The following is a 24,254-nucleotide window of genomic DNA, read 5'->3' on the forward strand; positions in this document are numbered from 1 at the left end:
GGGGGCAAGGCTCGGTACCCAGGCGGCGATGGGTTCGGCGCTGGGTGCCGGGACCGATCTGGCCGCCCAGGGTATCCAGGTCGCCGAACATCACCGCGAGGGCGGTATCGACTGGGGCCGGTGCGTCGGCCGAGTCCGGTGCCGTGGCGGGCGCGGTTGGCGGGACGATCGGCGCGGGAACCAGCCACGTCGGGGGAAAGCTCCTGGGCCAGGAGGTCATGGAGTCCAACAAGCTGGGTGGCGTCGCGGCCCGCTGGGTGAGCGAGATGCCCGGCAATGTCGTCGGCAACACCGTCGCCCAGGCCGCGACCTCCGAGGACCATCGTGTCGATCTCGGCAGTGTGGTGGAAGGGGCCGGAGGCGGCCTCAGCCGTCACCATCCCTCCGAGGCCGGACCGCACATCCAGACCGCGTCGCTGACGGATTCGACCCACGTATCCACCGACCGCCCCGACCATTCCGATGTCGCGCCCGCCTCCGCCGTCGATGAGCACGCACCCACCCCTTCGACCCATAACACCGTCGACCCGTCGATCCCTTCGAAGACAACGTATCCGGGGTCGAGCGGTGCGCCGGTGGCTGTCACCGGAGCGGGGTCCGGCGATCACGCCCCCGCCTCCACCGTCGCCGCCGGGCATCACGATTCGATAGCGCCCCAACCGGATTCGCCCGGTATCGGCCATCACGGCGACACCCGATCCTCGTCCGCCGTCACCGCGAGCGCTGGCGGACCCGCACCGCTCGACCATGCTCCGACCAGCCAGCCACCCGCCGCCCCGGCGGATCGCCTCGGCGCCCACACCGCGGAAATGACTCCGCCGCAGCCGATTACCCCTTCCGGAGACCGCCCTTCTCCAGTGAGCGCGGTCCGCTCGTCCGCAGACGCTCCGCCTCGCATCGAGAATGCCTCCAGGCCCGAGACACCTGCGGTCGCGAACGATCGCGGCGCGAACCTGCACCGCACCAACGACATTCCACACTCCACCGCCGACCGATCACCCACTCCTCAGCGTCTCGATACTTCACCGCACACCCCGACCGACCGCCCGCAGAATGTCGAGACCGGTACCCGCGCACAAACTTCCGCTCCACCCGGCGACGGATCGGGTAACCGTGCCCCGCGGACGCGCGATGTGGCAGATCATCCGTCTCGCGAGATCCCAGGACCGGATCAGCCGCGTCCCACGGGCCCAGGCCACGACGCCGTGTCCGAGCACGCCCCGTCACACGGCCAATCGCCTGCCGCGCGATCGGACCGCGGCGGCTCCGACCTCGCAAACGCCCCCCACCGCACCGGGCGAGACATTGATCCTCGCGATGCCGGAGCCCCGGCCCCGAATCGTGCTGCGGCACCCGCCCACACCCCGCGAGTACCCGACGGTAGTCATCATCGGCAGTCGGACCCGGCAACGATCCCGCCTGCCCATCGCCCGGACGAGTTCGCCCCGGCAGCAAGGCGGGCCGAAACGCAGCGACCCGCTGAATGGCCGGGCGATCGTACCTTCGGCTCTGACACAGGCTCGTCGCCGCAACGGCCGACCCTGCCGCACGAGCCGGGTTCTGTGCCGCTGCAACTGGATTTCGGACAGCAGTACGCGGTGGACAGGTATGCCGCCGAGCACGGCATGACCTACGACGAGGTTGTCCGCGGCCTCCAAGAGGGCAGGCTCGAATTCTCTCGGTACGGGATCCGCAAGAGGTCCGGGTTCACAACCGAGCGACGAGACACACCCGACATTGTCGACCAGCACTATCTCACCGAGGTGGTCACCCACAACCTCACCAATAGAGCGGAGCCACGCCAGTACACGAGCGCCGAACCCGACCAATTCAGAGCCGGGTGCCATGACGATGAACTGCCCAGGCACCTGACGCGGGCCATGCCCGACAACGCACTGCGCGATGCGGTCGAGCCTGTCGACCCCACCAAGATCGTCGTGACAGAGCTCGACGAGAGCCTGTCTCCGATGTGGCGGGATCTCAGCGAGAACGACGAATATCTCGACGCCAGAAGTGCGTTGTATCGCATGGATTCCCGGGGACCGGAGATCTTCGGGACCGGTTTCGAACCACGAAACGCCAGTCGGCTGGACATCTCCAGCCACAACGGTCAGGCCGGGCACGACGGCTTCGTATCCCTGTCGAAGAGCCCGGAACACACGATCACCCGGGACGGCACCGGGCTCGGACGCACGCACGAGCTGGAACGGTTGCCCGACGGCAACTTCCGCCAGATTCGCTATATGCACGAGCTGTATCACGCGCACGGCATCGACGTGGACGCGACCTTCCACGACGCTACCGCGCGGAGCGAGGCTTTTGCGGGTAGCCACCACGAAGCCGAAATACTCACCCCCGGCGGGATCTCCGCCGACCAGATCTACCGCATCTGGCCCAGAGAAATCATCGTCGATGCCCACGGCAACCCGCTGTCCATCAGGGTCGGCGAACCCATCTACAACCCACGCTTCGCCCACCTGGACAACCCCCGCTTCACCGCCACCCACGATGTCCCCGAACACATCCGAGGCGGCTCGGCCGACGAACACAACGGACATACCGATCCGGCCGAGAACGACCGTCGTGCACCGGAATCACGGCCACCGGCACCGTACGAACCATGGCTGTACCGCGCACCCGAATCCGAGCCCGCACCGCCACGGGAGCCGGAGTCTCGGGCTGCAACACCGGACGCACCCTGGTTGTCGTATCGTGCACCGGAATCGCAGCCACCGCACACGCCGACGCACGAATCCTCGACACCGCGATTCGCACCCGAGTCGCATCCATTGCCCACTCCGCACGGGGTGGAGCAACCTCATGCACCGGTGCCGGAACACCCTCGACCGCAACCACATTCGATGCCACCGCATGCGCAGGAAGCACCGAACCGGCATGCGGCGTGGCCGTCGCACAGAGCCCCGGAATCGGTGCCGCCGCCGCACGCCCCGACCCACGAGTCCGCGACCGCACCGGCGCAGCCGCATCCGATGCCGACCCCGCACCGTGCGCCCGAACCTCCGCCGACCGTCGCGCCGACCCGTGCGCGCGAAGTGGCTCCGCCGCACTCCAATCGTGTTGACCCACATCAGCAGATAGCGCCTGCCCCGCGCCCGTCGCAGACGAATATGCCTGCGGCACCGCATATTCCATCCACTCCACGGTCAGAGCCGCGCCCACCGGTGCCGCATCGGCCGGTACCGGAACGCGCGCATGCGGTACCACCGCACGAGCCTCCGGTGACGCCGCCGTCGCCACGAGAGCGTCCGCACACTCCGCCACCGCTCCAAGAGCGTCCGCACACTCCGCTACCGCTGCAAGAGCGTCTGCACACTCCGCTACCGCCGCAACAGCGTCCGCATACTCCGCCGCCGTCGCAACAGCGTCCGCATACTCCGCCGCCGTCGCGGGAGCGTCCGCATACTCCGCCGCCGCCGCAAGAGCGTCCACATACTCCGCCGCCGCGTGACCAGTTCCGTGAGCACGGGTCGCGACCGGTCCACCATGGGGATTCGCCTGTGGCTCCGCATGATCCGCGTCAGGCTCGTCCGCATTCGGTTGACGCTGGTCCTCGTGTTCATCCGCAGGAGATGCAGCGTGCGGCCGCGGCGCGGCAGGCGCGAGAGTTCTACCGGGGTCGGCCGCCGGAAGATGGTCGGGTCACTGCGGTGCGGACCGGGCGTGGGCCGGATGGTAGGCCCGCTTATGGTTTCCGGCGTTATCCGGAGGCTCCGGGTGGGCCGATCGCGGTGGCTGGTGTGAAGGTGCATGTCACGTTCGATCGGAGTGTGACGCCGGAGCAGGTCGGTCGGGTGTGGGAAAGGGCGCAGCTGGCCACGGATTTGGTGTTCAATCATGGTCAGCGGTTGTTGTCGGGTGATCGGGTGCTGGTCGATCTGGCGCATACCGCGGATCCGGCGGAAGCGAACCTGCACATCCACGTCAGCGACACCGCCGGGCCGTGGCATCCCGACAGTCACCTCGATGCGGTCGCCGACCGGTTGTGTGAGCAGCTCGGGTTGTCGGCGGAGCCGAGACAGCACGGACCGGGGTTGAGCTCGGAGGAGATTCGCCGGATCAGCAACGACATCGCCAAAAGCAACACTCCTGCCGTGCTCGATGGTCTGCCGGAGACTCGGGTGATCGGCAGCGGTCATCTGCAGCAGCTCGAGCGGGCCGAGTATCAGCATGCGGTGGAGGACGCGTTGCGGGACGGTAACCGGTTCCTCGTCGGCGCGGACCCGCGTACCAATCCGTATGGGTGGCAGATCAACGACGGTGGGCTTCGGCGTCCGGGGCGTAACACCAACTGTGTCGACAACTGCTTGGCGGCGTTGTCGTGTTTTCATGGTCGGCCGGAGGTGGCCTTGGCCCGTTGGCGTGATCATGCCGATGAGGCTGGTGACTTGGGTGAGTCGCCGGATCGTGCCGGGGCGTGGATCGGTGGGCAGTGGGGGCATTACAACGACGGGCGGTCGATCGCTGCGCAGTATCAAGCGTTGCATGAGCGGATGCTTCGTGCGGGTCCTGGCTCGTCGGCGCTGGTGGGTCAGTCGTGGCATGCGCGCGACGACAATGGTGTGCCCCTCTACCATCGCGACGGGTCACCGGTGCTCAACGGCGGCCATGCCATCGTGATCGTCTACCCGCACGACGCGTCCGGGCCGGTGTGGTGGGACCCGCAGGCCGCGACCTTTTCCGATCATCCGCCTCGCGCCCTGACCGACAGGGCGGCCGAGATGGTGTACATGACCGTCGATCCCGAGAGAGGACACCTAGGTGGCGCCAGAACTGGAGACCAGGGAACAAGTTCAGCATTATCTGGCACAGATCTTCGGTCCCACGGTGGGGTTTCAGACGATTCGGTGCGAGCACGGCTGGGTGTGCCGACAGAAGCTCACCCCGCAACAGACGGCCACCGGCCAGCCGATCGGGCTGGGGAACTACGTGGTGAACACGCAGACCGGGGTGGTCACGGCCCACGCGAGTCTGGACCCGATCACGATCGGGGAGATGTACGACGAAGCGATCCGGACCGGTCAACCGGTGCAGGGGTATCAGATCTACCCCGTGCAGTGGAGGGTGAGCATCCAACGCACCCACGAGAGCGCGCAGACGATCGAGTACCACGTCCACGCGCAGAGCCTGACTCGCCCGCCCGAACCGTCCGAGGACTATCAGCTGACGATCGACAAGACCACCTTCGCCTATCAGCCGACAGCACCACTGGCAATGAGCGTCCTGTCCTGGGCGGAACACAAGAGCCGCCAGGACGGCACCTGGCCGACCGAGGGGACCTTCGAGGAATAGACCACGGGGAGCCAGCACGCGACGCCGATACCGCCCTGACCACCTCGACACCGCAAATCCGCCTCGCCGGTAACGAGGGCTTCGAGGTCCCACACCAGCACATCGCCCCGGCCGATCCGCCGCCGCAGTCCACGTCCGGAGCACATGGCCAGTCGAGCGAGGGGGCGAATCGCGCCCATATCGCCGGTGCCGATCAGACTCCGTGGACCCCACCGCCCCGCCCCGAACTCCCGGTTGTCAACGACCCGGTCTCGAACGCCAAGGCCGCCGAGATCCGCCAGCAGATGAACCCGACCCCGGAGCACCACCCCGACCGAAGCCACATCGCGCCCCCAGACCCGACGAATAACCCACCGAGTCACGAAGACAAACCGACTTCGCAACCACACGACCACTCGAAGGCGCCACTCACCAAGGACGCCAAGCAGGTTGCCGATCTGAACGACCATCCCGGCGGCGTAGCCCGGGATGGAAACGGCCTGGTCGTGTCGGTAGACGGTCGGGCAATTCAGGAACACGTCGACACCATGGCGCGAGATCGAGCGCAGGCATTCCGCGCCGCGGCGGAGAATAATAGGCCACGCCCCGGTGAAAAACAGCAGCAAGCGGAAAAGCGGGTGACTGCGGCAAAGAAAAATGGAACTTATGTCAGTCGGAAAACGCACGGCCGGGTCACGGCAATTGTAGTCGACAGGCGCACCGGCATTGCTTATGAAGGCGTCAATGGTGCGGGTAACGACCTAATCCCCGAGGAGAGTCTGCATCAAACCTTGTATGACAATCTCCAGCAGATGAAGGGAGCTGGCCCGCTCGCGGGCGGAAAATATCCTGCATTGGATCGCCACGGCGATCTGGAAAATCCTCCGGCACGCGACTACCCGCACTACGATCAACCGCTCGGGCATGCCGAAGTCAAAGCGGCAAATGAAGCATTGTGGGCGCGTGAAGAAATAAATGAGACCCGACGTGCGAACGGCGAGCCAGAATACCCGACCGGGCCGGAAGCGCTACGTGAGCTGTATTCGCAGACCTATGTCCCGTTCGATTCCGGCAACCCCGAACCGAAGCCATACTGCGCTAATTGCGATCGCATGATGGGTGGGGCGGAAAATTATAGCGGCAGATACACAGGATTTCCGCATGCCGGGGACAATCTCGTGGGCCAGTATCAACCGCAGGTTAGAGAGCTTTCCGGACGTGGGTGAGCATGCTGTAGAGAAAATGTTATCGCGCATCCGAGATGAGAGAATCATGCCGGCGCGAGAAATTGAAGAACAACGTTCGAAACTTTTGAAGGACTTGGATGATAATCAGCGTGAAATCTTACAGCACATAGTCGAATTTGCGGATATCGGTAGGACGCCCGATACGTTGGCCGCACCGGGTCGGTGGCACACCAGTGAGGCGCTGGATCGAGCCCGCGATGCGATAGCACACGGCGCTCCTCTCGGGCAGATCAGCAGGGACCTCGCGTTCGCAAGGGAACATCTGCTCGTGGCGCATCGGCAGGAGCTCGCCAGCCGATTCGTGGCAGCGCAAGAACTCGATCTCGGGCACTCTGCGGCTACGGTGAGGGGGTTGTTGTACCTCGATGTTCTCGAGCGTGATCGTGCGATCGTGGTCGAACTGGATGCAGCCGAACGTCGGCTGATCGAAAAGGTGAATCAACAGATCCTCGAATCGCACGGACAGCAATTGGAAGAGCGTGCGCGGTTTGTCAAGGACTGCATGGCGCGAGCCCGGGAGATGGAAAAGTCAGAACAATTTCGAGGCGGCGCAGTGTGAGATTCAGAATCAACGAGTAATGGAGGCTCGGGTGCTAGAAGGTCTGGGCCTGGACAAGGAGCATCACCGACTCGTGCTCGAGGCATTGGAAGCAGAACGCGCCCGAGCGCTTGGCAGGGCGGCCGATACGTTCGGCAACGAGGTCGTGCGGCAAGCGCACAACAAAGCGGTCGAATCACGGGAGCTGCACCAGCAGGAGCGAGCGGAAGCCCTCGGGCAAGCCCTTGAACAGGCGCGACAGCTCGAGCACACCCTGGGACAGGGCAGGGAGCCAGACCCGGAACAGGCGCGACAAGCCTATGAGGCGCTGCAGCGTGCAATCCGCGACGAGCGGGAGATGGAAGCGCGGGCGATGGAGCCTTTGCAGCTCGGAACGGAACATGCCCAGGCCGTAAGTCAAGCGCTGGAGACGGAGCGCAGCCAAAGATATGGGCAAACCCTCGAGGTTGTCGAGCGGGAACACCTTCGGCAGCAACACAACCAGTTCGTCGGTCAGAGAAAAGCACTGCATCTGACGCCTGATCAGGCCAGAACTTTGGACCCGCAAACCTATTCCCTCTGCATCGAACTTGCCCCGAGCGATTACGACCCGGAAAAGCGTGCTTACATACACGAACGCGCTGGACAGCCGCCGGTTCGGGTTCCATACGATTCGCTGGAGCGCAGGTACGCCGAGGCGGCAAGGACGATCGGGCTCGGGTTGTCGGTAGAAGGTGCGGAGGCCAACTTCTTGCGGTCGCTCGGCGGGGCCGAGGCGGCGACGGAGGCCGGTCGCAGCGACGACCGCTACACCGGACCGGGGGTATCTCGATGACGACGGGAACCATAGCCAAGCGGCAGTTGCCACTCGTTCTGCACGGCAGGCTCGACGAGGGCCAACTCGAAAACCTCTGCGCGAACCTCGGATTGACCGCCTCTGGGAGCACGGACGAATCGATTGGAACCGAGCTCGGGCGCTACACCTGTCAACACCCTCGATTTCGGACACTCACCGACGTGATCCTCACTCTGGTCCGGTCCGGCCCCGCCGAATGGACACTCGCCGTTGACGTTGCACCCGGCTCCGATATCGACTCATGGCTGCGCTGGGTCGAAACGGGTGTTCGTGCCGCAGGGTTGGCAATCGACAGCCGGGTCCTGCCGCCATCGTCCCCGGAACGAACCGAGGCTCAAAGACGTGCGGATCTGGAGGAGGCCACGTACGTGATCGAACAGACCCACCGCGCCCTGGGGATAAGGCGCTCCTCCGAGTCCACTGCCTCGATCACAGACAGGTCCACCGGGGCACCAGCGGAGTCGATCATTCGTCTTCCAGCAATCGACATCCGTCGGAAGATCCGACCCGACCCGATCCGGCCACCGCGAGAATCGACAGGGTGGCGAGCGCTCGACGATCATCAAGTCGTAGAGCTGGCCGTTCGACTCCGCAGCCTGGTCTGGTCGTGGCGTATGGACGACATGTTGAGGCTCAGCGCAGTAATCCCATGGCACTGGGAGCCTGCCGAACTCGGCTCGACAATGTCTGATAGCCAACCGAGCACGGCCGATGGCTACGTGTACGGCGATGGCGCCGAGGCGAGCTGCATCGAGTTGGCCGTGACGACACCGGGCACCGATCCCGCGCAACTACTCGCGGCGTTCACCCGAATGGCCGATGTGCTCACCGAAACCCTCGGCGAGCCGAACACTCGGGTCTCGGAGGCATTACCCCAAGCTTGCTGGGCCTCCGAGAAGAATACATTGGTACTTGCTGTGCGACGGCGTACTGTCGCTCTGCTCTTGGAGAGGCACGACTCCGAGCATGGCAGCCGGTCGAAGCTACCGTAGTGTGGCGCTGATGCCGCAGACCGCATCTCGTCTCCTACCCTGTCGGACACACGGAAGAGCGATACCAACCGAGGGATCATGACAAAACGGATCAACGCCGACTTCGACCCGATCAGCTGGGATGTTAACGATCGGCTGATGTATCAGGGCGAACCCTTCACCGGCGAGGTTGTGGAAACTCTCGGGGACAAAATCCTGTCGCAGCAGTCCTATGTCAACGGTATTCCACACGGACCGGATCGGGAGTGGTGGCCGAACGGAACTCTCGAGTCCGAAGGTCAGATGCGGGACGGACGCCCTTATGGAATCTATCGTAGATGGCATGAGAATGGGCAACTGGCCGGTGAAAAACACTTCGGTGACGACGGTGCACTGCACACCGTGCTCGAATGGGACGAGGACGGCAATCCGATCGAATTACGGACGCGCAGGCGAAGAAATTCGTGAACTGACCTCGATGACACCTCGTCGGCACCCAGCCTGGCAGAGACAGGTGACAGCGATATCGACCGGGGAGTCATGACAAAGCGAATCAACGCCAACTTCGACCCGGTCAGCTGGGATGATGATCTTCGCTTGGAGTACCAGGGAGAGCCGTTCACCGGCGAGGTGGTCGAAACCCTCGGCGACCAACTCCTGTCCCAGGAGTTCTACGTCAACGGCATCCCCCACGGGCCGGACAGAGAGTGGTGGGAGAACGGCGCTCTCAAGTCCGAAGGCCAAGTACGACACGGTCGCGCCTATGGCGTGTTCCGTACATGGCATGAGAACGGCCAATTGGCCTCCGAGAAGCACTTCAGCGACAACGGGCGACTGCACACTGTTCTCGAATGGGACGAAAATGGCAATCCCATAACAGATGAGGGGAGACGCAGAATTTAGCCAGTGTCGCAATGCCCGGCCCAACCGTCGTCGCATGGTGGGAATCCGAATAGCATTGGCGCCGTGATCATCCGGCGTCGACCGAAGCGAGCGGCTGGTGGATCGTCTCGGACAATGACGGAAGGGCGGCTGGCCGATAGCGAGATTGTCGACTTGGCCACTCGCCTACGGTCTTTCAACTGGTCCTGGCGGTTGGCCGATGTATCGGTTCTGGTGGACGCGTTCGGCTGGCAGGTGCAAACCACACGGCCGGACTGGGGCCTGCTCGACGACGGGTTCGGGATGGCGAGCGGGCGCGTGCACGGCCGCGACGGCGCTGTCGAGGGCATTGAGCTGCGTGTGACCGACTACGCGACCGATGATCCGCACGGTCGAGAGCAGGTTCGGGATGCGTTCGCCGGGATGGCTGTCGCATTGAGTGCTTCGTTCGGTGAGCCGTCTGCCCGTAAGCCTGGCGAATCCGCCGAGATCCGGTGGGCGGGTCCGGATACCACCGTGCAGCTAACCCGGCTGGGGAACTCGGTGCGTTTGCGTCTGGCGGCCAATGACTACCTGCGGGCTCTTGACCGCGCTGTCGAGCTGGAGGCGGAGGGCTTGCTGTGACCGATTGGGGGCAATTCGCCGAAGGGCTTGCGGAACAGTTGGCGCTCTTGCCTTCTGGAGCGATCGTGAAAATCGTTGCTCCCGGCCGGTTCGCCCAATTCGCGCAGGACGATGATTCGCTGGTCGCTCATCTGATCGGCGACGAGCATCTCGCCCCGGCGGATCGGCCCGTTGCGGAGAGGCGTCGGCGCATTGTCGATGCGGGCTGGCGGTTGCCTGATGTCGACCATGCCGGGAACTGGTGGATAGAGCTTCCCTGGCCGGTCATGTCGAATATCTACCGGCAACTCGCGGCCATGGTCGTCACCGGGCTTCGTGACGGTTTAGGCGTTCGCGGTCCCGCGGATCTGGTGTACGAGGCTTGGAACGGCAAGGCCGGTAACGCGCCGATGGATCTGCCGCTGCTGGGCCTGCCCCGGGGCGGTGTGTCGTGAATTTCCTGGAACGCCAACTCACCCTGCGCCTCGGTGGCCCACTCGACCAATCCCACCTCGACCGCTTGCGAGGCGGCCTCGGCCTTCAACCATGCGGGGCTGCCACCGATCCGGTGGGCAGCGAGTTAGGGCGCGTGTGAGCTGTCGAGCCGTATATTTTTCGCGGCTCGACAACCCAGACGCCGGTGTAGAGTGCGCTCGCTCATCGCCCGCCACGGCTGCCGGGCGTTTGATCTCGTGTTGTGTTGTCAGGCAGCGGATTTCAGGTATTTCGATATCTTCTTGACGTCCTCGTCACTGATAATCAGGCCCACGCCTTGGCGCATCGTGCGCATTCCGACCGACGATCCGACCAGAGCGCTGGCACCGCCGCGAGCGCACCGGGGAAGTCCGCTGTGGATATCGCCTCGCATCCACGCCGAACTACGCGGCGATATCGCGGTCCGGCAACGCGATCGGACGAAATAGCCTGGCGCCGAAGAGTATCCGGGGCTGCTGCTCAACCGGCGCGGGGTCGACATCGCCACCGTCGCCGGGCAGCTCGGCACCCCGTCTGAAATCGTCCGCACCTACACCCAGCCCAGCGACCAAGACCTCGCCGCCGCCGTCGACCTTCCCCGTCGACCGACAGACCCCGCTCCTGCGGCGCAATCACCTGATCAGCCGATCGTATAATTCCCCTTGGCCTCGACCGTGGCGAACGAATAGGTGGGCTTCGCCAGGATGGTCACATCCCGGTCGCCCCCGGTGTTGCGCCACACCAAAGTCGTATTCGCGCCCGGATTGACACCGGCGGTGCAGCCCAGGTCATCGGTCTGTCCCGCCGTCTCGGCGCAGAACTTGACCTGAGTGCCCCCGGACGAAATCAGATTCACACTCAAACTCTGGCCTGCGCCGATATGCATCGAGCCCTGCGTCGGATTGCACGAGGCCCACCCCACACGCTGCAGAGTGCAGTCGAAATCCAACGGGCCCGCCGCGCTCGCCTGCCCGGCCACAACGGCCAAGAAAGGTGCAGCGGCCAACGGCGCCAACGCGGCCATGACGATCTTCTTCATCGAACTGTTCCTCTTCCCCAACAGTTGATCCCCCGAATCGGCCGCCGAGCATCCCTCCCGATTGCAACGAGTCGGCCGTCACAACCATTGGCAGGCAACCCGATTCGCTGCCCAGTCTAGATTTTCACCCGGGCAGGCGAGCAAGCCCCAGGAAGTGAGGGGCAAGCCGGAATGATCGAACGACAGGCAAGGACATCGACAGCCAGTACCGGGCCGCGTCGTCCAGGGGCCGCCGGGCATCGCAGATGGTGCGCATGGAGGCGGTGAGATCGACGAATTTCGATGGCGCGCTCGGCTTGCTGCCTCAGCCGGACGGCGCCCGCTCTGACCGGCCGGTCGTGTCGGTGCCTGATGGGATACTTCCGACATGGGGTATGAGGCTGTACGGCCGACCGGGCGCAGGGGGCGCTTGCCGGGCGGGTACTCGGTGCGCGGGTATCACCGTTTCACCGACCGTCCCCGCCGCCCGCCGCGCTACCGGTCCATGTATTTCCACGGCCACCGCAGTGGGTCGGCCGAGCCGATCCTGTGGGTCGGCGGGCTCATCGTAGGTGGTGTGGTCATCCTGCTCGTCGTGCTGACCCTCACTCACATGAAGTCCCCCGGCAGGCCAGCCGACACCACCGTTGTCCCCTCGGCCATCGCACCCGCGCCCGCACGCCCGGCTCCGGCCGCGCCGCAGCCGTGCTACCCGCTCCAGCCGTGCTGATCGCGAGAGGAGCACGGCTTCAGTCCGGGTGTGCAGTACGCACTATGCCGCCGCGTGTCGTTTCCGTCAGCTGCACGGTGGCGCCGCCACGCGCCAAGGACGGCAACGACGAAGGTCGTGATCGTTTCGAGCAGCGGCATTGACACCCCTTACTTGCCGACGAGCACGGCAGCAGTAGCCATCGTGAGCACGAACAAGTCGACAAGGACGCCAGTGCGGCGGCCAGTACGGACACGACATCCGCCCGGCGGAGTGTTAGATTATCGCCTGATTCGACCATTTCCGTATGGAATTTTCACCCCGCGGGAGTGCCGATCTCCACCACTGATCAGCATTTCCGGATGAGGAGCGCATCATGGTCAGGTCTCTCGGCGGCATCGGTGGCGGTGCGGTACGGACGGCGTTGGGTGTTGTCCTAGCCCTCGGGCTGCTCTTCGCGTCGGCCACGGTCGCGGTCGCCGATACCGGATCCTCGGATCCGGATCTGGTTGCGGCGCCGCCGGGTTCGAACGACTGGTCCTGCCGCCCGGGCCGCGATCATCCCCGGCCGGTGGTGCTGCTGCACGGCACCTTCGAGAACCGGCTGCTGAACTGGTTCGCGCTGGCGCCGCAGCTGGCCGGGGCGGGGTATTGCGTGTATGCCCTCGATTACGGTCGCAGTCTGGGCGGTTCGGTGTCCGGCGTGGGACCGATGGCGGAATCGGCGCGGCAGATCGCCGATTTCGTCGACCAGGTGCTCGCCTCGACCGGTGCCCGGCAGGTGGACATCGTCGGCCATTCCCAGGGCGGCATGCTTCCCCGGTACTACCTGAAGTACCTGGGCGGCGCGGGCAAGGTTCACACCCTGGTCGGCCTGGCTCCCGACAATCACGGAACGACCTGGGGTCTGCTCCATCTACCGATAACCCTGATCCCCCCGGCCACCACCGTCGCGTGCCCCGCCTGCACCGAGCAACTGCCGACGTCGGAGTTCATGCGCCGACTCGACAGCGACCCGCAGGTACTGCCGGACGTGCACTACACCGTAATCGCCACCGACACCGACGAATTCGCGACACCACACTCCACATCGCTGCTCCCACCCGGCCCCAACGTCGACAACATCGTGTTGCAGAACGTGTGCCCCGGCGACCTCAGCGAGCACATGCTGATCACCTCCGACCCGGTGGCGATCCGACTGGTCCGCAACGCCCTCGACCCGGCCCACGCCGTAACCCCGACCTGCGCACCACTACAGGTCGGCTCGGCCTGACCGACGCCTGTATCAGGGCCTCGTCGGATCGGTCCTGAGTTGGCTACTGCCCGCCCCGGCCAAGGCGTCGTCGAGCGCATCGAGCGCGGGATTCGCCGGACCGACCGCGACGGGACCGTCGAAGACCGTGGCATTCAGCGTGTCGACATCTCCAGGAGTGTCGCAGTAGACGACCACCTTCACCCACGGATTACCCACAGGCGCGGGCACAGTTTTGAGCCCGCCGAACCGCTGGTAGAACTCGTCCTGTGCGACGACCGCGCCGTTGATAGTCGCCAAATATTTCGTATTGCACTGCGCGGAGGCGTGAACGAAGAACTGCACCCGTTCCCGGCCACCGGTGACCGATCCCCATGCCGTGCCTTCGTCGGCCGCGGCCGTTCCAGATCCGGCCACCATGCCCGCGGATACGATCGCCGCCAATGCCGCGGCAACCCCGACAACGCTCACTCGCATAGCTCCACCCTTCGGTCGGTCCTACAGCGGAACGTCAACAACGCCATGCCGCGACATCGCCCGATTCCACTTCGAGCTACCAGTCGGTTAATCATCGTGACCATACCATGCAGGTGACTCCGAGCAGGGCCGATGCACGCCAAATGCGTTGCACTGAAACGGATTCGTGACGGAGACCAGCGGGCTTCCGTAATCAACTGTCGCGAGTTTATGGCGTCCGGGCAGCGTGTATTACGATCCGCGGAGATATGTTCGCGACACATGGCAATTCGACCTCTTCGAACCGATCACCATATACCGGCAGAAAGTTACCGATGCGGGGTTCGATATGCCGATGATTCACGACTGGACGAAGCCGGTAACCGCCACCATCGCGGCCATCGGGGTCGCCATCACCGGTACGGGGACCCATCGTCGCCGCACACAAGAACGTCGCCGATGTCGCACGCTATATCGCCCTCGTATGCGACAAGCCGCCGCGCGGGTCGTTCTGGATGAAGGCGTCAGCAGCACGAACAGTGATGGGCAACACATAGATGTTACAATGCAACAGGTTGGTTGGTATCTAAGGGTCGATCCGAGCCATTGCTCGAGCGGATCCGCCCCGCTGACTCGGTGCGTATCTGTCGATCGCACAGTCGTTCCTGCAGTCTGTTTGCCGAGATTCTTCGTGGACGGAAGGTAGGCGGTCTGAACGCCGTTGCGCGACTGGTCATTGCTCGGCCACGCAGCAGCTTGGTGGCGGGTGTGGCGGTCATGGCGCTGTGCGGACTGTTCGGTGCCGATGCGGCCTGTCGTGAGCTGCCGGATACCGTCGGCGCGGTGCTCCGTACCGGCAGGTGGCAAGTGGTCGGCCGAGCCGACAGTACCTTGAATCTGATCCCGGTCGATCGGGTAGCCGCAGCGGCCGTCGAGATAGCCTCCGCGACAACGACATCCGAGATCTACCATCTGACCAACGTGAACAATTGCCGGATCGGTGATCTCGCCGGTGCGCTCGCCGATGTATTCGGCATCCAAGAGCCCGGATTCGCCGCCACCAGGGACGATTTCACCGATGTCGACCGGCTCGTCGATACCGCGCTCGGCGAGTACCGACCATATGCCTTCGGCGACAAGCGGTTCGACGTCACCCACGATCCCGGCTGGCCGCATTCCTTCGCTGGCACACCGTCAACCGCGCCGCACCGAGAAGCGGGGCACTTTCGTAATACCGCAACCGAAGGGAGGTTGTCATGGTCCAGATGATTGCCGCCAGCGTCGCGTCCGACTGGGTTCGGGAGCTGATGGAGTGGCATTTCAACCCGGACACCGGTAGCCCGTTCTGGTTGGCGAAGGCCGAGTCGTTGGATTTCGATCCGCGCAGCGACGTGCGGTGCGTGGCCGACCTGGTTCGGTTTCCGGACGTCTCGTCGGATCTGCGTGATGTGCGAGTGGAACAGCTGGTACCGAAAGGCATCCGAGAGGGGACGCCGCGGGTATTCGAATCGGGGGGCACGACCGGACGACCCAAGCGGATCGTCGATTTCACCGCCTGGGACGAGGAAGCGACGGCGACGAATGCGGCACTCGACGAGCATGCGTTCCCGGAGCAGGGTAACTGGCTGTATGTCGGGCCGACCGGCCCACATGTCATGGCGTACATCGTTGCTCGGGTCGCCCGGTTGCGCGCGGGTGCGGTGCTGTCGCTGGACTTCGATCCGCGCTGGGTCAAACAGGCGCTGCGCGCCGGGCAGCACTCGGTCGCCGAAGCCTACGTCGCGCATATCGTGGAGCAGGCCCATGACATCCTGCAGGACCAGCGGATCGCCACCGCGGTCTTCACCCCACCGATCCTGATCGCCGCGGCTCGCCGGACTCGGCTGGTTCGGCGATTGGATCGAGTGTCCGCCATCATGTGGGCAGGCACCAGCATCAGCCCGGAGACGCTGCGGCTACTGGAAGCCGATATCTTCCCCGGCATCACGTTCGCCGGGCAGTACGGCAACACCATGATGGGGGCCACGATGCAGCGTCCGCGGGGCGACGACGATCCCGCACGGTGCGTATTCCGCTCGCTCTACCCTCGCGCCCATGTCGATGTGGTCGACTTCGCCGATCCCACCCGGCCGGTTGCCTATGGCGCGCGCGGCCGTGTCCGGGTGCACCGTCTGACCCGTGACATGTTCCTGCCGAACATGTTAGAGCGTGACAGCGCGATCCGGGTCGCGCGCGTCAACGGTGATGACGACCTGGCCGACGTGCGGCCGTGTTCTCCCGACGAGCTGAACATGGCCGATGCCGATCGCACCGACGCCGCGTCGTCTTCGCCCGGCCCGTATGCGCCGGGCGGGGCGTACGCGAATGGAAGCTATGAGGCGTACGGCGAGTACGGGGGAGGGGCCTATTCGGACGGAGCCTATGTGGAAGGTGTGTACTGATGGACTCCTCCGATGCGTCGGTACTGCTCCATTACGGCGGTGTGAGCCGGATATCGTTGGACCGCAACCCGATTCGCACCATCGATGGCGAGGTGGTCGGGTGGTTGCACGAGGCGCCGCCACTGCTGGTGGACGTGGCGATCGCCGCGCTGCGCGAGGTGGGCGATCTTCCGCCCGACGAGTTGCTGGAGGGTGTGGCCGAGGCCAGTCGGTTGTTCGGCTGCGACGATCTCGACGGCGTGTCACCGGATCGATATTGCGCGATGTTGTCGGCCGTATCCGGGGCGTCGGTACATATCGGGGAGCTGACGCTGGCCACGGTCGGTTCGTACGGTGGCGCATTGCCGTTGGCGTTGCGACATCAACGGCCCGCGGAGGTCGGCACGGTGATGCATCGCGGCGGGGTGACCGCGGAGATGCGTTGGGTGCCGCGCGGCCGCGTGCTCACGGTCATCGCGCCGAGCAATCATCCGGCCACCTATACCCTGACCATGTTCGTGCTGGCCTGCGGCTACCGCGTCGCGCTGCGTCCCGGCGCCGCGGATCCCTACACCGGTCGTCGGCTGGTGTCCGCGATGACCGACGCCGGACTCGGCGACCGAATCGCGTTGCTGCCCACCGGCCACGGCACCGTTGATCACCTGGTCCGGTCGGCCGACCTCGCATTGTGTTTCGGCGGCCCGCAGCTCGTTCGCCGCTACGCACGCGATCCGCGGGTGTCCGTCCACGGCCCGGGGCGTTCCAAGGTTGTCACCGGCACCCGCGTGACCGCCGATACCCTGGACTATCTCGAGGACGCCGTCGCGGAGGGCGGCGGGCTACGCTGCATGAACATCTCGGCCGTCTACACCCCGGACGATCCCGCGACGGTCGCAGATGCGTTGGCGCACCGGCTGTCCCGGCTGCCGGTGCTGCACCCCACCGATCAGAACGCGGTGCTACCGGGCGTGTCGATGGCCGAGGCGTCGGCCATCGACGCCGTGATCCGTCGCTACGGGCCGTCGGTACGCGACCATTCGGCACCGCTGTACGACGACCGCACCGTCGAGCAGGTCGGTCCCGGTTCGGCGGTACTGCGACCCCGCGTCCTGTCGGTATCGACGCCCACCCACCCGCTGATCGGCACCGAGCACCGCTTTCCTTTCGTCGTGCTGGCCCCGTGGCCCGCCGAAGCCCCGGTGCGGGTGCGCATGAGATTGCTCCGCGACACGTTGGTCGCAGTGCTACTCGACGACGACGAGGAGCTATCGCGAGCAGCCTTGGCCGACACCAGCATCCGGAAGGTCGTCGTCGGCCCGACCGCACCATGGTGGACCAGCCCGTCGCTGCCCCACGAGGGCTTGCTCACCCAATTCCTGTTCGACGGCAAGACATTACTCACCCGCTCAGGAGCCGAACTTCCGACTTCATCGACCGTTGAGTGATAAGTAGTCGCGCACCGCTCCGGTCACAGCGTCGAGGTCGGTGGGCGCGGGTGTGGCGCCCGGCCGGTACGGCACGCTGGTGAGCTTCGTGATTCCGCGGCTCCAGATGGTGCGGTCGGACGGGGTCGGTGGGTGCAGGTCGATGCGGCAGGTGCAGTGGGGGCAGGACAGATGGGCCATATTCTCCACGCCGCCGAGGATGGGGATCTCGAAGCGTTCGAGCACGGTGACGAGACGGTGGCTGTCGAGATGGGAGACTTCGGCGGGGGTGACCACGAGCAGGACGGCGACACGCTCGGCCATGCGCGGTAATGCCCGTCCGAGATCATTGGTACCCGGAGGCAGGTCGACGACGAGGAGCTGGCGGTCCTCCCAGCGGGTACGGGTAATCAGGCGAGCGAGCAGCAGTTCGGCGAAATCGGTTCCGGCGGCGAAGGGTTGGGTGCCGGCGAGTAGGAATCCGGCCGAGGCGATCTGGATGCCGTCGATTTCGACGGCCTCGAGATCGGGCTCGCGGCTGGTGAAGTCGACAATGCGCAGGGACTTGGCCGGCACATCGCGGCGCAGGCCCACCATGCGCGGGATGTCGGGACCGTACACGTCGGCGTCGACCAGGCCGACCCGCAGCCCGCTGCCGGTGAGGGCCCGGGCCAGGGTGAGCGCGATGCTGGATTTGCCGACGCCGCCCTTACCGCTGGCCACCGCGACGACGGGAGTGGCAAAGGAGGGTGTTGTCACTCTGTCACGCTACCGATCCGGTATCCCGAGGGTAGTCGAAGGTCTTGCCGCGAGCAGATATTGGTCGGCGGCAGCGGTGATACCCGGGTCGCGCCCGTACACGCCGTGTCCGACACCGTTGCGGGTGAGCAGGATGCTGCCGGACACCAGCTGCTGTGCCCGCACGGCTGCGGGATACGGCGTAATCGGGTCGGTGGTGGTGCCCAGAATGAGGGTGTGTGCATGCGTGGCGTTGGGTGGATCGGCATCCACGGCGACCTTGATCGCCAGCAACAGTTCGGGAACGCGCTGGATCTCGTCGAAGACCATCTGGCCGTCGGACTCGATGAAGCCGACCGGATCGGCGAGCGCCGACTGTCGATCTTGGGGACGGTCCAGGTCTCACAAGGGGCCACCGGTGCTTTGTCGCGGCTCCGTCGGCATCGAGTATCGAGTGCGGTCGAGATCTTTCGGCGAGGTCTGAACTCGTGTGCAAGGTAGCGCTTCTGCGCCTTGTTGGCAGACAATGATGTGCAACCGTAGCATGCTTGTTTATCGGTCGAGCCGACCCTGACGGGACACGTAGTGAGCAGCGAAGGGGAAAGGTGAGTCCGGAGGAACTGCTAGCCGCAGAGTCTGAGATACGCTCGGTGATCGTCGGGACCGGCCTCGAGTGGGTGCTCGACGAAGTCGATGCTGCGATTGCAGCCGGTGTCCCCGAGGAGAAGGTGCTCCGCCGCCGACAGCAGCAGGTCGGTGGATCTGCCGGTAGAGCGGCCGAGGCTACGAAGTACGAGGTGGTGGACCGAGCATTAGCAAGCGCGGAGCCTGGGACATCCGGTCGGGGCGCAACGCTGGTGATCGCTACGCGCGCCATGACGGACCAGGAACGTGTGCGGGTCCTCCTCGAAGCGCTCCGGCGGGTGTTGGTCGAGTTGCCGTACATTGAGATCGAGACACTGAAGACGCTGCGGACTGTCCCTGAGAGTGACGAGGGTTCGCGAAGCGAAGTTGAAGGAGTTGTGTTCGAACCGGAAGAAACGCCCCGGCCACGCCGCCGGACTTCGATTATCCTCGGCGATCGACTGCCTGATGCGCGACGTCAGCGGCTGGACACCCTTTTCGCCGCAGCTACCCGTGAGGTTGAACGTGACCGCTGATTCGATGCCGAATGCCCTTACACAACTGGTTGCCGAGATCGGAACGCTCCTGGAGGCCGGAGACATTTCGTATAACTCCGCTTCGGACCCGCCCGATGTCTACGAAGGTTTTGTTTTCGCGCTGATTGTGGGTACTGCAAGCCGACATGGTGCCAGTGTGCGCTACGAAAATGTCTATGGTGCGAGTACGGGCAAACTTGTATTCCGTACCAGCCCGGGGCAGCTCTATGGTGACAGTCGGCCATTCACTCATGCGGTAATCGAATTCAACGGTGCGCCCGCCCTCGAGGTGCATCTGGGGGTATATGTGCAGGGCTCCTCCAGGGTGCTACACGAGTGTGATGTCTTGGTGCTGCCGGCTCAGGAGGCTGCGATCAGTCGCGCACAGAAGATTGCGCCGCGGGGCAGTCAGGCTGTCCTTGTGGTCGAATGCAAATACTATGTGTCAAATTTGGGGATCGGTTTGGCGCGGAACTTCGAAGGCTTGCGCGCCGATATTCGAACTCAGAGCGAAATCTTTGTCTCCAATACGAGTTCACCCAGCCTGACGAGATATCTTGATGCGCGCAATCGCGAGTTCGAAAGTAATGTCGTACCGAACTCGCCGCAGGCCGGCTACCTTCAGGCGGAGATCCGCAAGACATTCAAGAGCTATCTCAGCAAGTATGCGCCGTCGACTGTGATCTAGCGTGACGGTTGTGATCGTTCAGCGGTGCGTGTTGAACGTGCTGAGGACATCCTGACGTCGCAATAGTCGGCCTCCGCTGGGTGACAGGAGCCGAGACAACCAATCGCGATTCGGAAGCTGCTTCTCCATAGCAGCCCTGGCTGCTCCGCGCTCTGCTGTAGTGCCTGTCCCATAGGCAGATAGATAGATCGAAAAGCGATCGGTCATCTCGGTAAAAAGTGCCTCGATGGCGTCGCTGTGAAGAAGTACGAGATCTGAGCTGGCAGCGGCGGCATCAGGAGCAACATCGGTCAGAACAGTCAGCAGACAACCGAAAACCCTCGCTGTGGGATGCTTTCTCTCCTCCTCTTTGACCTGCCCGAGTAATTGATTTACATCGTCGCGGGGAACAGATTCTGGTCCTGTGCCGGTCTTGATCTCCCACACCCTGCGATGGCCCTTGCGGGGCGTTGCCCACACCCACAGCGCATCGCTGGCGCTCTGTCCGGAAGGGCGGCTGCCTGATGCGCCGCACAGTGAGGCGAGAACCTCTAGTGCTTCTGCTCTTTCATCGTGACTCCCAGTCAGTTTCCGTTGTGCCCGGGCCAATCGAGCCCGAAGCTTGTCTGCTCCGACCTCTCGGATCCAGTGATCCCATTCCAGGAATAAGGCATCGTGTTCGGTGGGTGTTAATTGTAGTCCGTCCAATTCTGAGACAGTGCGGCCGAGACGTACGAACCACGCGGTCCGGGGTGCCGACTCTATCGCCTTGGAAATCGCGTCTCGTGCGGCGGAAACAGCCGCATCGCCACCTTTTAGGTATAGGGCGTGGCCCTGCACGTAGCGCCAAAAAGCACTGTGCTCGGGCTCGCGGCTTGCGCGTAGACTATCCGATGCCGCGGCCGCATGGTTCGCGGCTGAGGTGAAGTTGCCAATCCATAGGCTGGTTATCGCTTCGACCTCATCGTCGGAACTATCGGTAGTCGAGCTTTCGGCAGCTCGGCCCGGTCGCCGCCGCTCCGCCGGGTCGCCTTCGCTGGAGCTAACTGTCGATATTGTGCGGTGCGTTTGCCAGAACTCAGTGGCAGCTGCACTTACTGCTTCCCAACCTGAGCCATGCAGTTCGAGTGCCGATCGAACGATCGACTGAACATCTGTGCCGAGTGACGAACGTACTGCGCTCTCGGCGAGGGTACTGGCGAATGCGGGGTCCAATCCGAGATACAGAGCTGAATCTGTTTCGGTACGGTTTGCTCGTCCGAGTGCCTGTGTAATTCGCTGGCCAACCCGGTGCCGCATGAAGGTGGCATCGCTCAAGTACGCGACGACGAAGCGTTCGAACTCGGTGGAGGCGGCGGGCACAGTAGGTATCACAACCAAGCGACAGACTTCATCGGGGAAGTCCATGCCATCGAATCGGCCCGCAGTAACCAGGTGGCCGCCGACGGAATTACGCCAGGCTTCCAATTGCGTATCCTCGCCCGAGATCAGGCGATACACAGTAGAGTTGCGCTCTCGTAATTCGCCTTCGAGCTTGTCGGCCTCGTAGTTACTGGCACATAGCCATGCGACGCGACCCGGTCCGCTTTCGCGCGCGGCCGTTGCTTGGTCGAAAGCAAACTCCAACGCTTCGTTTTTCGACCATTCATCCGTCAACGGGCTGATCAGTAGGACACGACGACCAGTAGAGGCTTTCCGAAGCTCGACGGGTGTTTCGATTACCGTTACGCGACGTACGCCGAGACGACGCTGGAGGTCTCCTGGCTGTCCGAGCGTAGCGGAGAGGTAGATGCGCAGTTTGGACTTTGCATAGCCGGGGACAGTTTGCGTTGGAGGGTGGTAGGGCCGGATCTCGATGCTGGAAGGCCCCACCAGGACTCCGCACCGGGACAGATGAGTTCGAACTTTCTGCCACGCGAAGTATCCAGAAGACCCTTTGGCGACGACCGGCGAACGGTCGATGGTTTCGATCGCGCCCTCGACCACCGTCGACCAGTCGTTGAACGCGATCAGCTCCGGCGGGCTCCCGGACGGTGTTGTGCCATCCCGGAGCGCTTTCAGGGTGGGATAGGCGTTCCCGGCGTGGTGTAGGACGAGATCGCAGAGTTCCCGATATAGGTCGATCCCACCACCGGCTTCGCGTGGCACCCTAAGGGTGAACATGCCGGCGAGCGGTTGCTCGGCCAGATGCGCATCGTCGAGGATCACGAGATCGGCCGGCTCGACCTTGGGGCTGCTGTTGAAGTAGACCCAGTAGTTCATTACACCGACTGCTTGAGCCTGGTGGTAGTCGTCCATCTCGGCACCGAGGTATCGACGTCCCTCGAAACGGTGAACATCGACTCCGGGGAGCCCACCCGCCTCGGTTTGTACTTGCGCAGCCAGCTGTTTGGTGCCCGTGAGGTATGCGACAGACATGCCCAGATCCAGCGCCCAATCTGCGATCAGGAGCGCAATGAGGGTCTTGCCCTCACCAGTCGGTAGCTCGATGCCGATATCGGACACTGCGGCGTGGTCGAGTTCGGCGAACTTATCCAGGACGTAGCGTTGCGCGGGCCGCAGCGTCCGAAACTGTTCCGATGCCAGCTTGCCGAGGCGCTCATCGAAGTTTAGAGGGGCCACCTGATCAAGCGTGCCTCAGGACGGATGGGTATTCCAGAGATTGGGCCGATCGCAGTGGGTTGCGGCCAGCTGCGGGCCGAGTCCCTTGGTGGCCAGGGCATGTTGCTCGAGTACGTGAACGTGACACGTCTGCCACAGTCTCTCGGGCTCCGGTCGGCGCGGGCAGCAGTGCGTGCAGGTCGTGCCAGCAGTGTGTGCAGGGCGCCGGGCGGGAGCACGGCCATGCGCCGGTATTCGGGGTAGGCAGTCGCGGCACCGGATCACCGACGGACCGGGGTGGCGGCGACTACGAGGAGTTCAGCTTCGACGTAGGTCGCCGTGGTTCGGGGGCTTTGCCGTAGGTACCGTCGTGTGAGGCCCGGTTCGTGCGGGCAGTGGCCTGGACCGCGCGAGCCATCTCCTCCGTGTCGGGCTTGACGGCTCGTCCAATCGTCGTGTTCCTCACGGGTTTCCAGTTGCCGGAAGTGTCTCGCAGGTGCGCGGTGTCCCGGATCGAGGCTGCCGCGAACTCTGGGATTTACCTCGTTGAAGGTCGGTGACACTGGGGTGATGTCAATGAGATCGGTGGGGAGATCCCCATCTACGACGGCGGAAGCCGGGCCGTACCGAGGATGTCTGGGGCCCGGCGTCGGACAGTGAGTCGACTGTGAGGGATGCCGTCTTCGATGGTGTCACCGATGACGAATATCTGTGCGCGAGGGGGGACTTGAACCCCCACGTCCGAGGACACTGGAACCTAAATCCAGCGCGTCTGCCAATTCCGCCACTCGCGCGTGATGGTACGACCGTCCAAACTCTACCGGGCTTGACCGGGTTCGCGAAGTCCGGCGGTCGTGTTTTGTACTCATGAGTAACACCACCTGCGGTTATAACAATAGCGTAACGGTCAATGTGAGGGGCCCTCAACTTTTCTACGCGTGGGTAACGG

Annotated in this window: 20 protein-coding genes and 1 tRNA gene; 15 read left to right on the plus strand and 6 right to left on the minus strand. The window is 64.1% G+C overall.

What is annotated here, in order from left to right; genetic code table 11:
• Nucleotides 1-218 precede the first annotated feature (218 nt).
• The 8 genes from HPY32_RS02445 (at nucleotide 219) to HPY32_RS02480 (ending at nucleotide 10,841) form a co-directional block, all read left to right on the plus strand.
• The gene (locus tag HPY32_RS02445) at nucleotides 219-6,515 is read left to right on the plus strand and encodes a toxin glutamine deamidase domain-containing protein (protein WP_171982694.1); all 6,297 of its coding nucleotides are present in this window, start codon (nucleotides 219-221) and stop codon (nucleotides 6,513-6,515) included.
• Entirely contained in the window at nucleotides 6,508-7,095 is a 588-nt protein-coding gene (locus tag HPY32_RS02450) for a hypothetical protein (RefSeq protein ID WP_156674166.1), read from the plus strand. Before HPY32_RS02445 ends, HPY32_RS02450 begins: the two co-directional genes overlap by 8 nt.
• Nucleotides 7,096-7,126: 31 nt before the next feature.
• The gene (locus HPY32_RS02455; protein WP_156674167.1) at nucleotides 7,127-7,909 is read left to right on the plus strand and encodes a hypothetical protein; all 783 of its coding nucleotides are present in this window, start codon (nucleotides 7,127-7,129) and stop codon (nucleotides 7,907-7,909) included.
• Entirely contained in the window at nucleotides 7,906-8,922 is a 1,017-nt protein-coding gene (locus HPY32_RS02460) for a DUF6301 family protein (protein WP_156674168.1), read from the plus strand. The genes HPY32_RS02455 and HPY32_RS02460 overlap by 4 nt, the downstream gene beginning before the upstream one ends.
• Before the next feature lie 78 nt (nucleotides 8,923-9,000).
• A complete protein-coding gene (locus HPY32_RS02465) occupies nucleotides 9,001-9,369 on the plus strand; it encodes a toxin-antitoxin system YwqK family antitoxin (protein ID WP_067582720.1) in 369 nt (122 codons plus the stop codon).
• Nucleotides 9,370-9,441: 72 nt separating this feature from the next.
• Nucleotides 9,442-9,804: a toxin-antitoxin system YwqK family antitoxin gene (locus HPY32_RS02470; protein ID WP_067582722.1), complete on the plus strand. Its 363-nt coding sequence runs from the start codon at nucleotides 9,442-9,444 to the stop codon at nucleotides 9,802-9,804.
• A 114-nt stretch (nucleotides 9,805-9,918) separates the two neighbouring features.
• A complete protein-coding gene (locus tag HPY32_RS02475) occupies nucleotides 9,919-10,407 on the plus strand; it encodes a DUF6301 family protein (protein ID WP_067582725.1) in 489 nt (162 codons plus the stop codon).
• The gene (locus HPY32_RS02480; protein WP_067582728.1) at nucleotides 10,404-10,841 is read left to right on the plus strand and encodes a TY-Chap domain-containing protein; all 438 of its coding nucleotides are present in this window, start codon (nucleotides 10,404-10,406) and stop codon (nucleotides 10,839-10,841) included. The genes HPY32_RS02475 and HPY32_RS02480 overlap by 4 nt, the downstream gene beginning before the upstream one ends.
• Before the next feature lie 659 nt (nucleotides 10,842-11,500).
• Here the strand turns inward: HPY32_RS02480 and HPY32_RS02485 are convergent.
• A complete protein-coding gene (locus HPY32_RS02485) occupies nucleotides 11,501-11,899 on the minus strand; it encodes a hypothetical protein (RefSeq protein ID WP_067582733.1) in 399 nt (132 codons plus the stop codon).
• Between the two features lie 367 nt (nucleotides 11,900-12,266).
• Here HPY32_RS02485 and HPY32_RS02490 point away from each other — a divergent pair, with 367 nt between their 5' ends.
• Together HPY32_RS02490 and HPY32_RS02495 are read left to right on the plus strand one after the other, a co-directional pair.
• Nucleotides 12,267-12,608, plus strand: a complete 342-nt coding sequence (locus HPY32_RS02490; protein WP_067582736.1) for a hypothetical protein — start codon at nucleotides 12,267-12,269, stop codon at nucleotides 12,606-12,608.
• A 355-nt stretch (nucleotides 12,609-12,963) separates the two neighbouring features.
• The gene (locus tag HPY32_RS02495) at nucleotides 12,964-13,860 is read left to right on the plus strand and encodes an esterase/lipase family protein (protein ID WP_082870924.1); all 897 of its coding nucleotides are present in this window, start codon (nucleotides 12,964-12,966) and stop codon (nucleotides 13,858-13,860) included.
• A 12-nt stretch (nucleotides 13,861-13,872) separates the two neighbouring features.
• On the opposite strand, the gene HPY32_RS02500 is transcribed toward HPY32_RS02495, so the two are convergent.
• Nucleotides 13,873-14,316: a hypothetical protein gene (locus tag HPY32_RS02500; protein ID WP_156674169.1), complete on the minus strand. Its 444-nt coding sequence runs from the start codon at nucleotides 14,314-14,316 to the stop codon at nucleotides 13,873-13,875.
• 585 nt (nucleotides 14,317-14,901) lie between these two features.
• Here HPY32_RS02500 and HPY32_RS02505 point away from each other — a divergent pair.
• From HPY32_RS02505 to HPY32_RS02515, 3 genes are all read left to right on the plus strand, one after another.
• Nucleotides 14,902-15,564, plus strand: a complete 663-nt coding sequence (locus tag HPY32_RS02505; protein WP_156674170.1) for a hypothetical protein — start codon at nucleotides 14,902-14,904, stop codon at nucleotides 15,562-15,564.
• Between the two features lie 80 nt (nucleotides 15,565-15,644).
• On the plus strand, nucleotides 15,645-16,736 hold the full coding sequence (locus tag HPY32_RS02510; RefSeq protein WP_216675864.1) for an acyl-CoA synthetase family protein: 1,092 nt from the start codon (nucleotides 15,645-15,647) through the stop codon (nucleotides 16,734-16,736).
• A complete protein-coding gene (locus HPY32_RS02515; RefSeq protein ID WP_082870925.1) occupies nucleotides 16,736-18,160 on the plus strand; it encodes an aldehyde dehydrogenase family protein in 1,425 nt (474 codons plus the stop codon). The genes HPY32_RS02510 and HPY32_RS02515 overlap by 1 nt, the downstream gene beginning before the upstream one ends.
• Here HPY32_RS02515 and HPY32_RS02520 read toward each other — a convergent pair.
• Both HPY32_RS02520 and HPY32_RS02525 read right to left on the minus strand, forming a co-directional pair.
• Nucleotides 18,143-18,898, minus strand: coding sequence for a P-loop NTPase (locus HPY32_RS02520; protein WP_082870926.1), 756 nt, complete (start codon nucleotides 18,896-18,898; stop codon nucleotides 18,143-18,145). The two genes, HPY32_RS02515 and HPY32_RS02520, sit on opposite strands and share 18 nt — an antisense overlap.
• A 9-nt stretch (nucleotides 18,899-18,907) precedes the next feature.
• Nucleotides 18,908-19,207 (minus strand): alpha/beta hydrolase, encoded by a 300-nt coding sequence (locus tag HPY32_RS02525; RefSeq protein WP_067582755.1) that lies wholly within the window; start codon nucleotides 19,205-19,207, stop codon nucleotides 18,908-18,910.
• A 275-nt stretch (nucleotides 19,208-19,482) separates the two neighbouring features.
• Between HPY32_RS02525 and HPY32_RS02530 the strand changes: the two genes are divergently transcribed.
• Nucleotides 19,483-20,037, plus strand: a complete 555-nt coding sequence (locus tag HPY32_RS02530; RefSeq protein ID WP_067582758.1) for a hypothetical protein — start codon at nucleotides 19,483-19,485, stop codon at nucleotides 20,035-20,037.
• Nucleotides 20,027-20,725: a hypothetical protein gene (locus HPY32_RS02535; RefSeq protein WP_156674171.1), complete on the plus strand. Its 699-nt coding sequence runs from the start codon at nucleotides 20,027-20,029 to the stop codon at nucleotides 20,723-20,725. Before HPY32_RS02530 ends, HPY32_RS02535 begins: the two co-directional genes overlap by 11 nt.
• 18 nt (nucleotides 20,726-20,743) lie before the next feature.
• Here the strand turns inward: HPY32_RS02535 and HPY32_RS02540 are convergent, their stop codons facing one another.
• Together HPY32_RS02540 and HPY32_RS02545 are read right to left on the minus strand one after the other, a co-directional pair.
• On the minus strand, nucleotides 20,744-23,326 hold the full coding sequence (locus HPY32_RS02540) for a helicase C-terminal domain-containing protein (RefSeq protein WP_156674172.1): 2,583 nt from the start codon (nucleotides 23,324-23,326) through the stop codon (nucleotides 20,744-20,746).
• Nucleotides 23,327-24,017: 691 nt separating this feature from the next.
• A tRNA-Leu gene (locus tag HPY32_RS02545) sits at nucleotides 24,018-24,099 on the minus strand.
• Nucleotides 24,100-24,254: the final 155 nt, after the last annotated feature.

The sequence above is a fragment of the Nocardia terpenica genome (genome assembly GCF_013186535.1).
Taxonomy (GTDB): domain Bacteria; phylum Actinomycetota; class Actinomycetes; order Mycobacteriales; family Mycobacteriaceae; genus Nocardia; species Nocardia terpenica.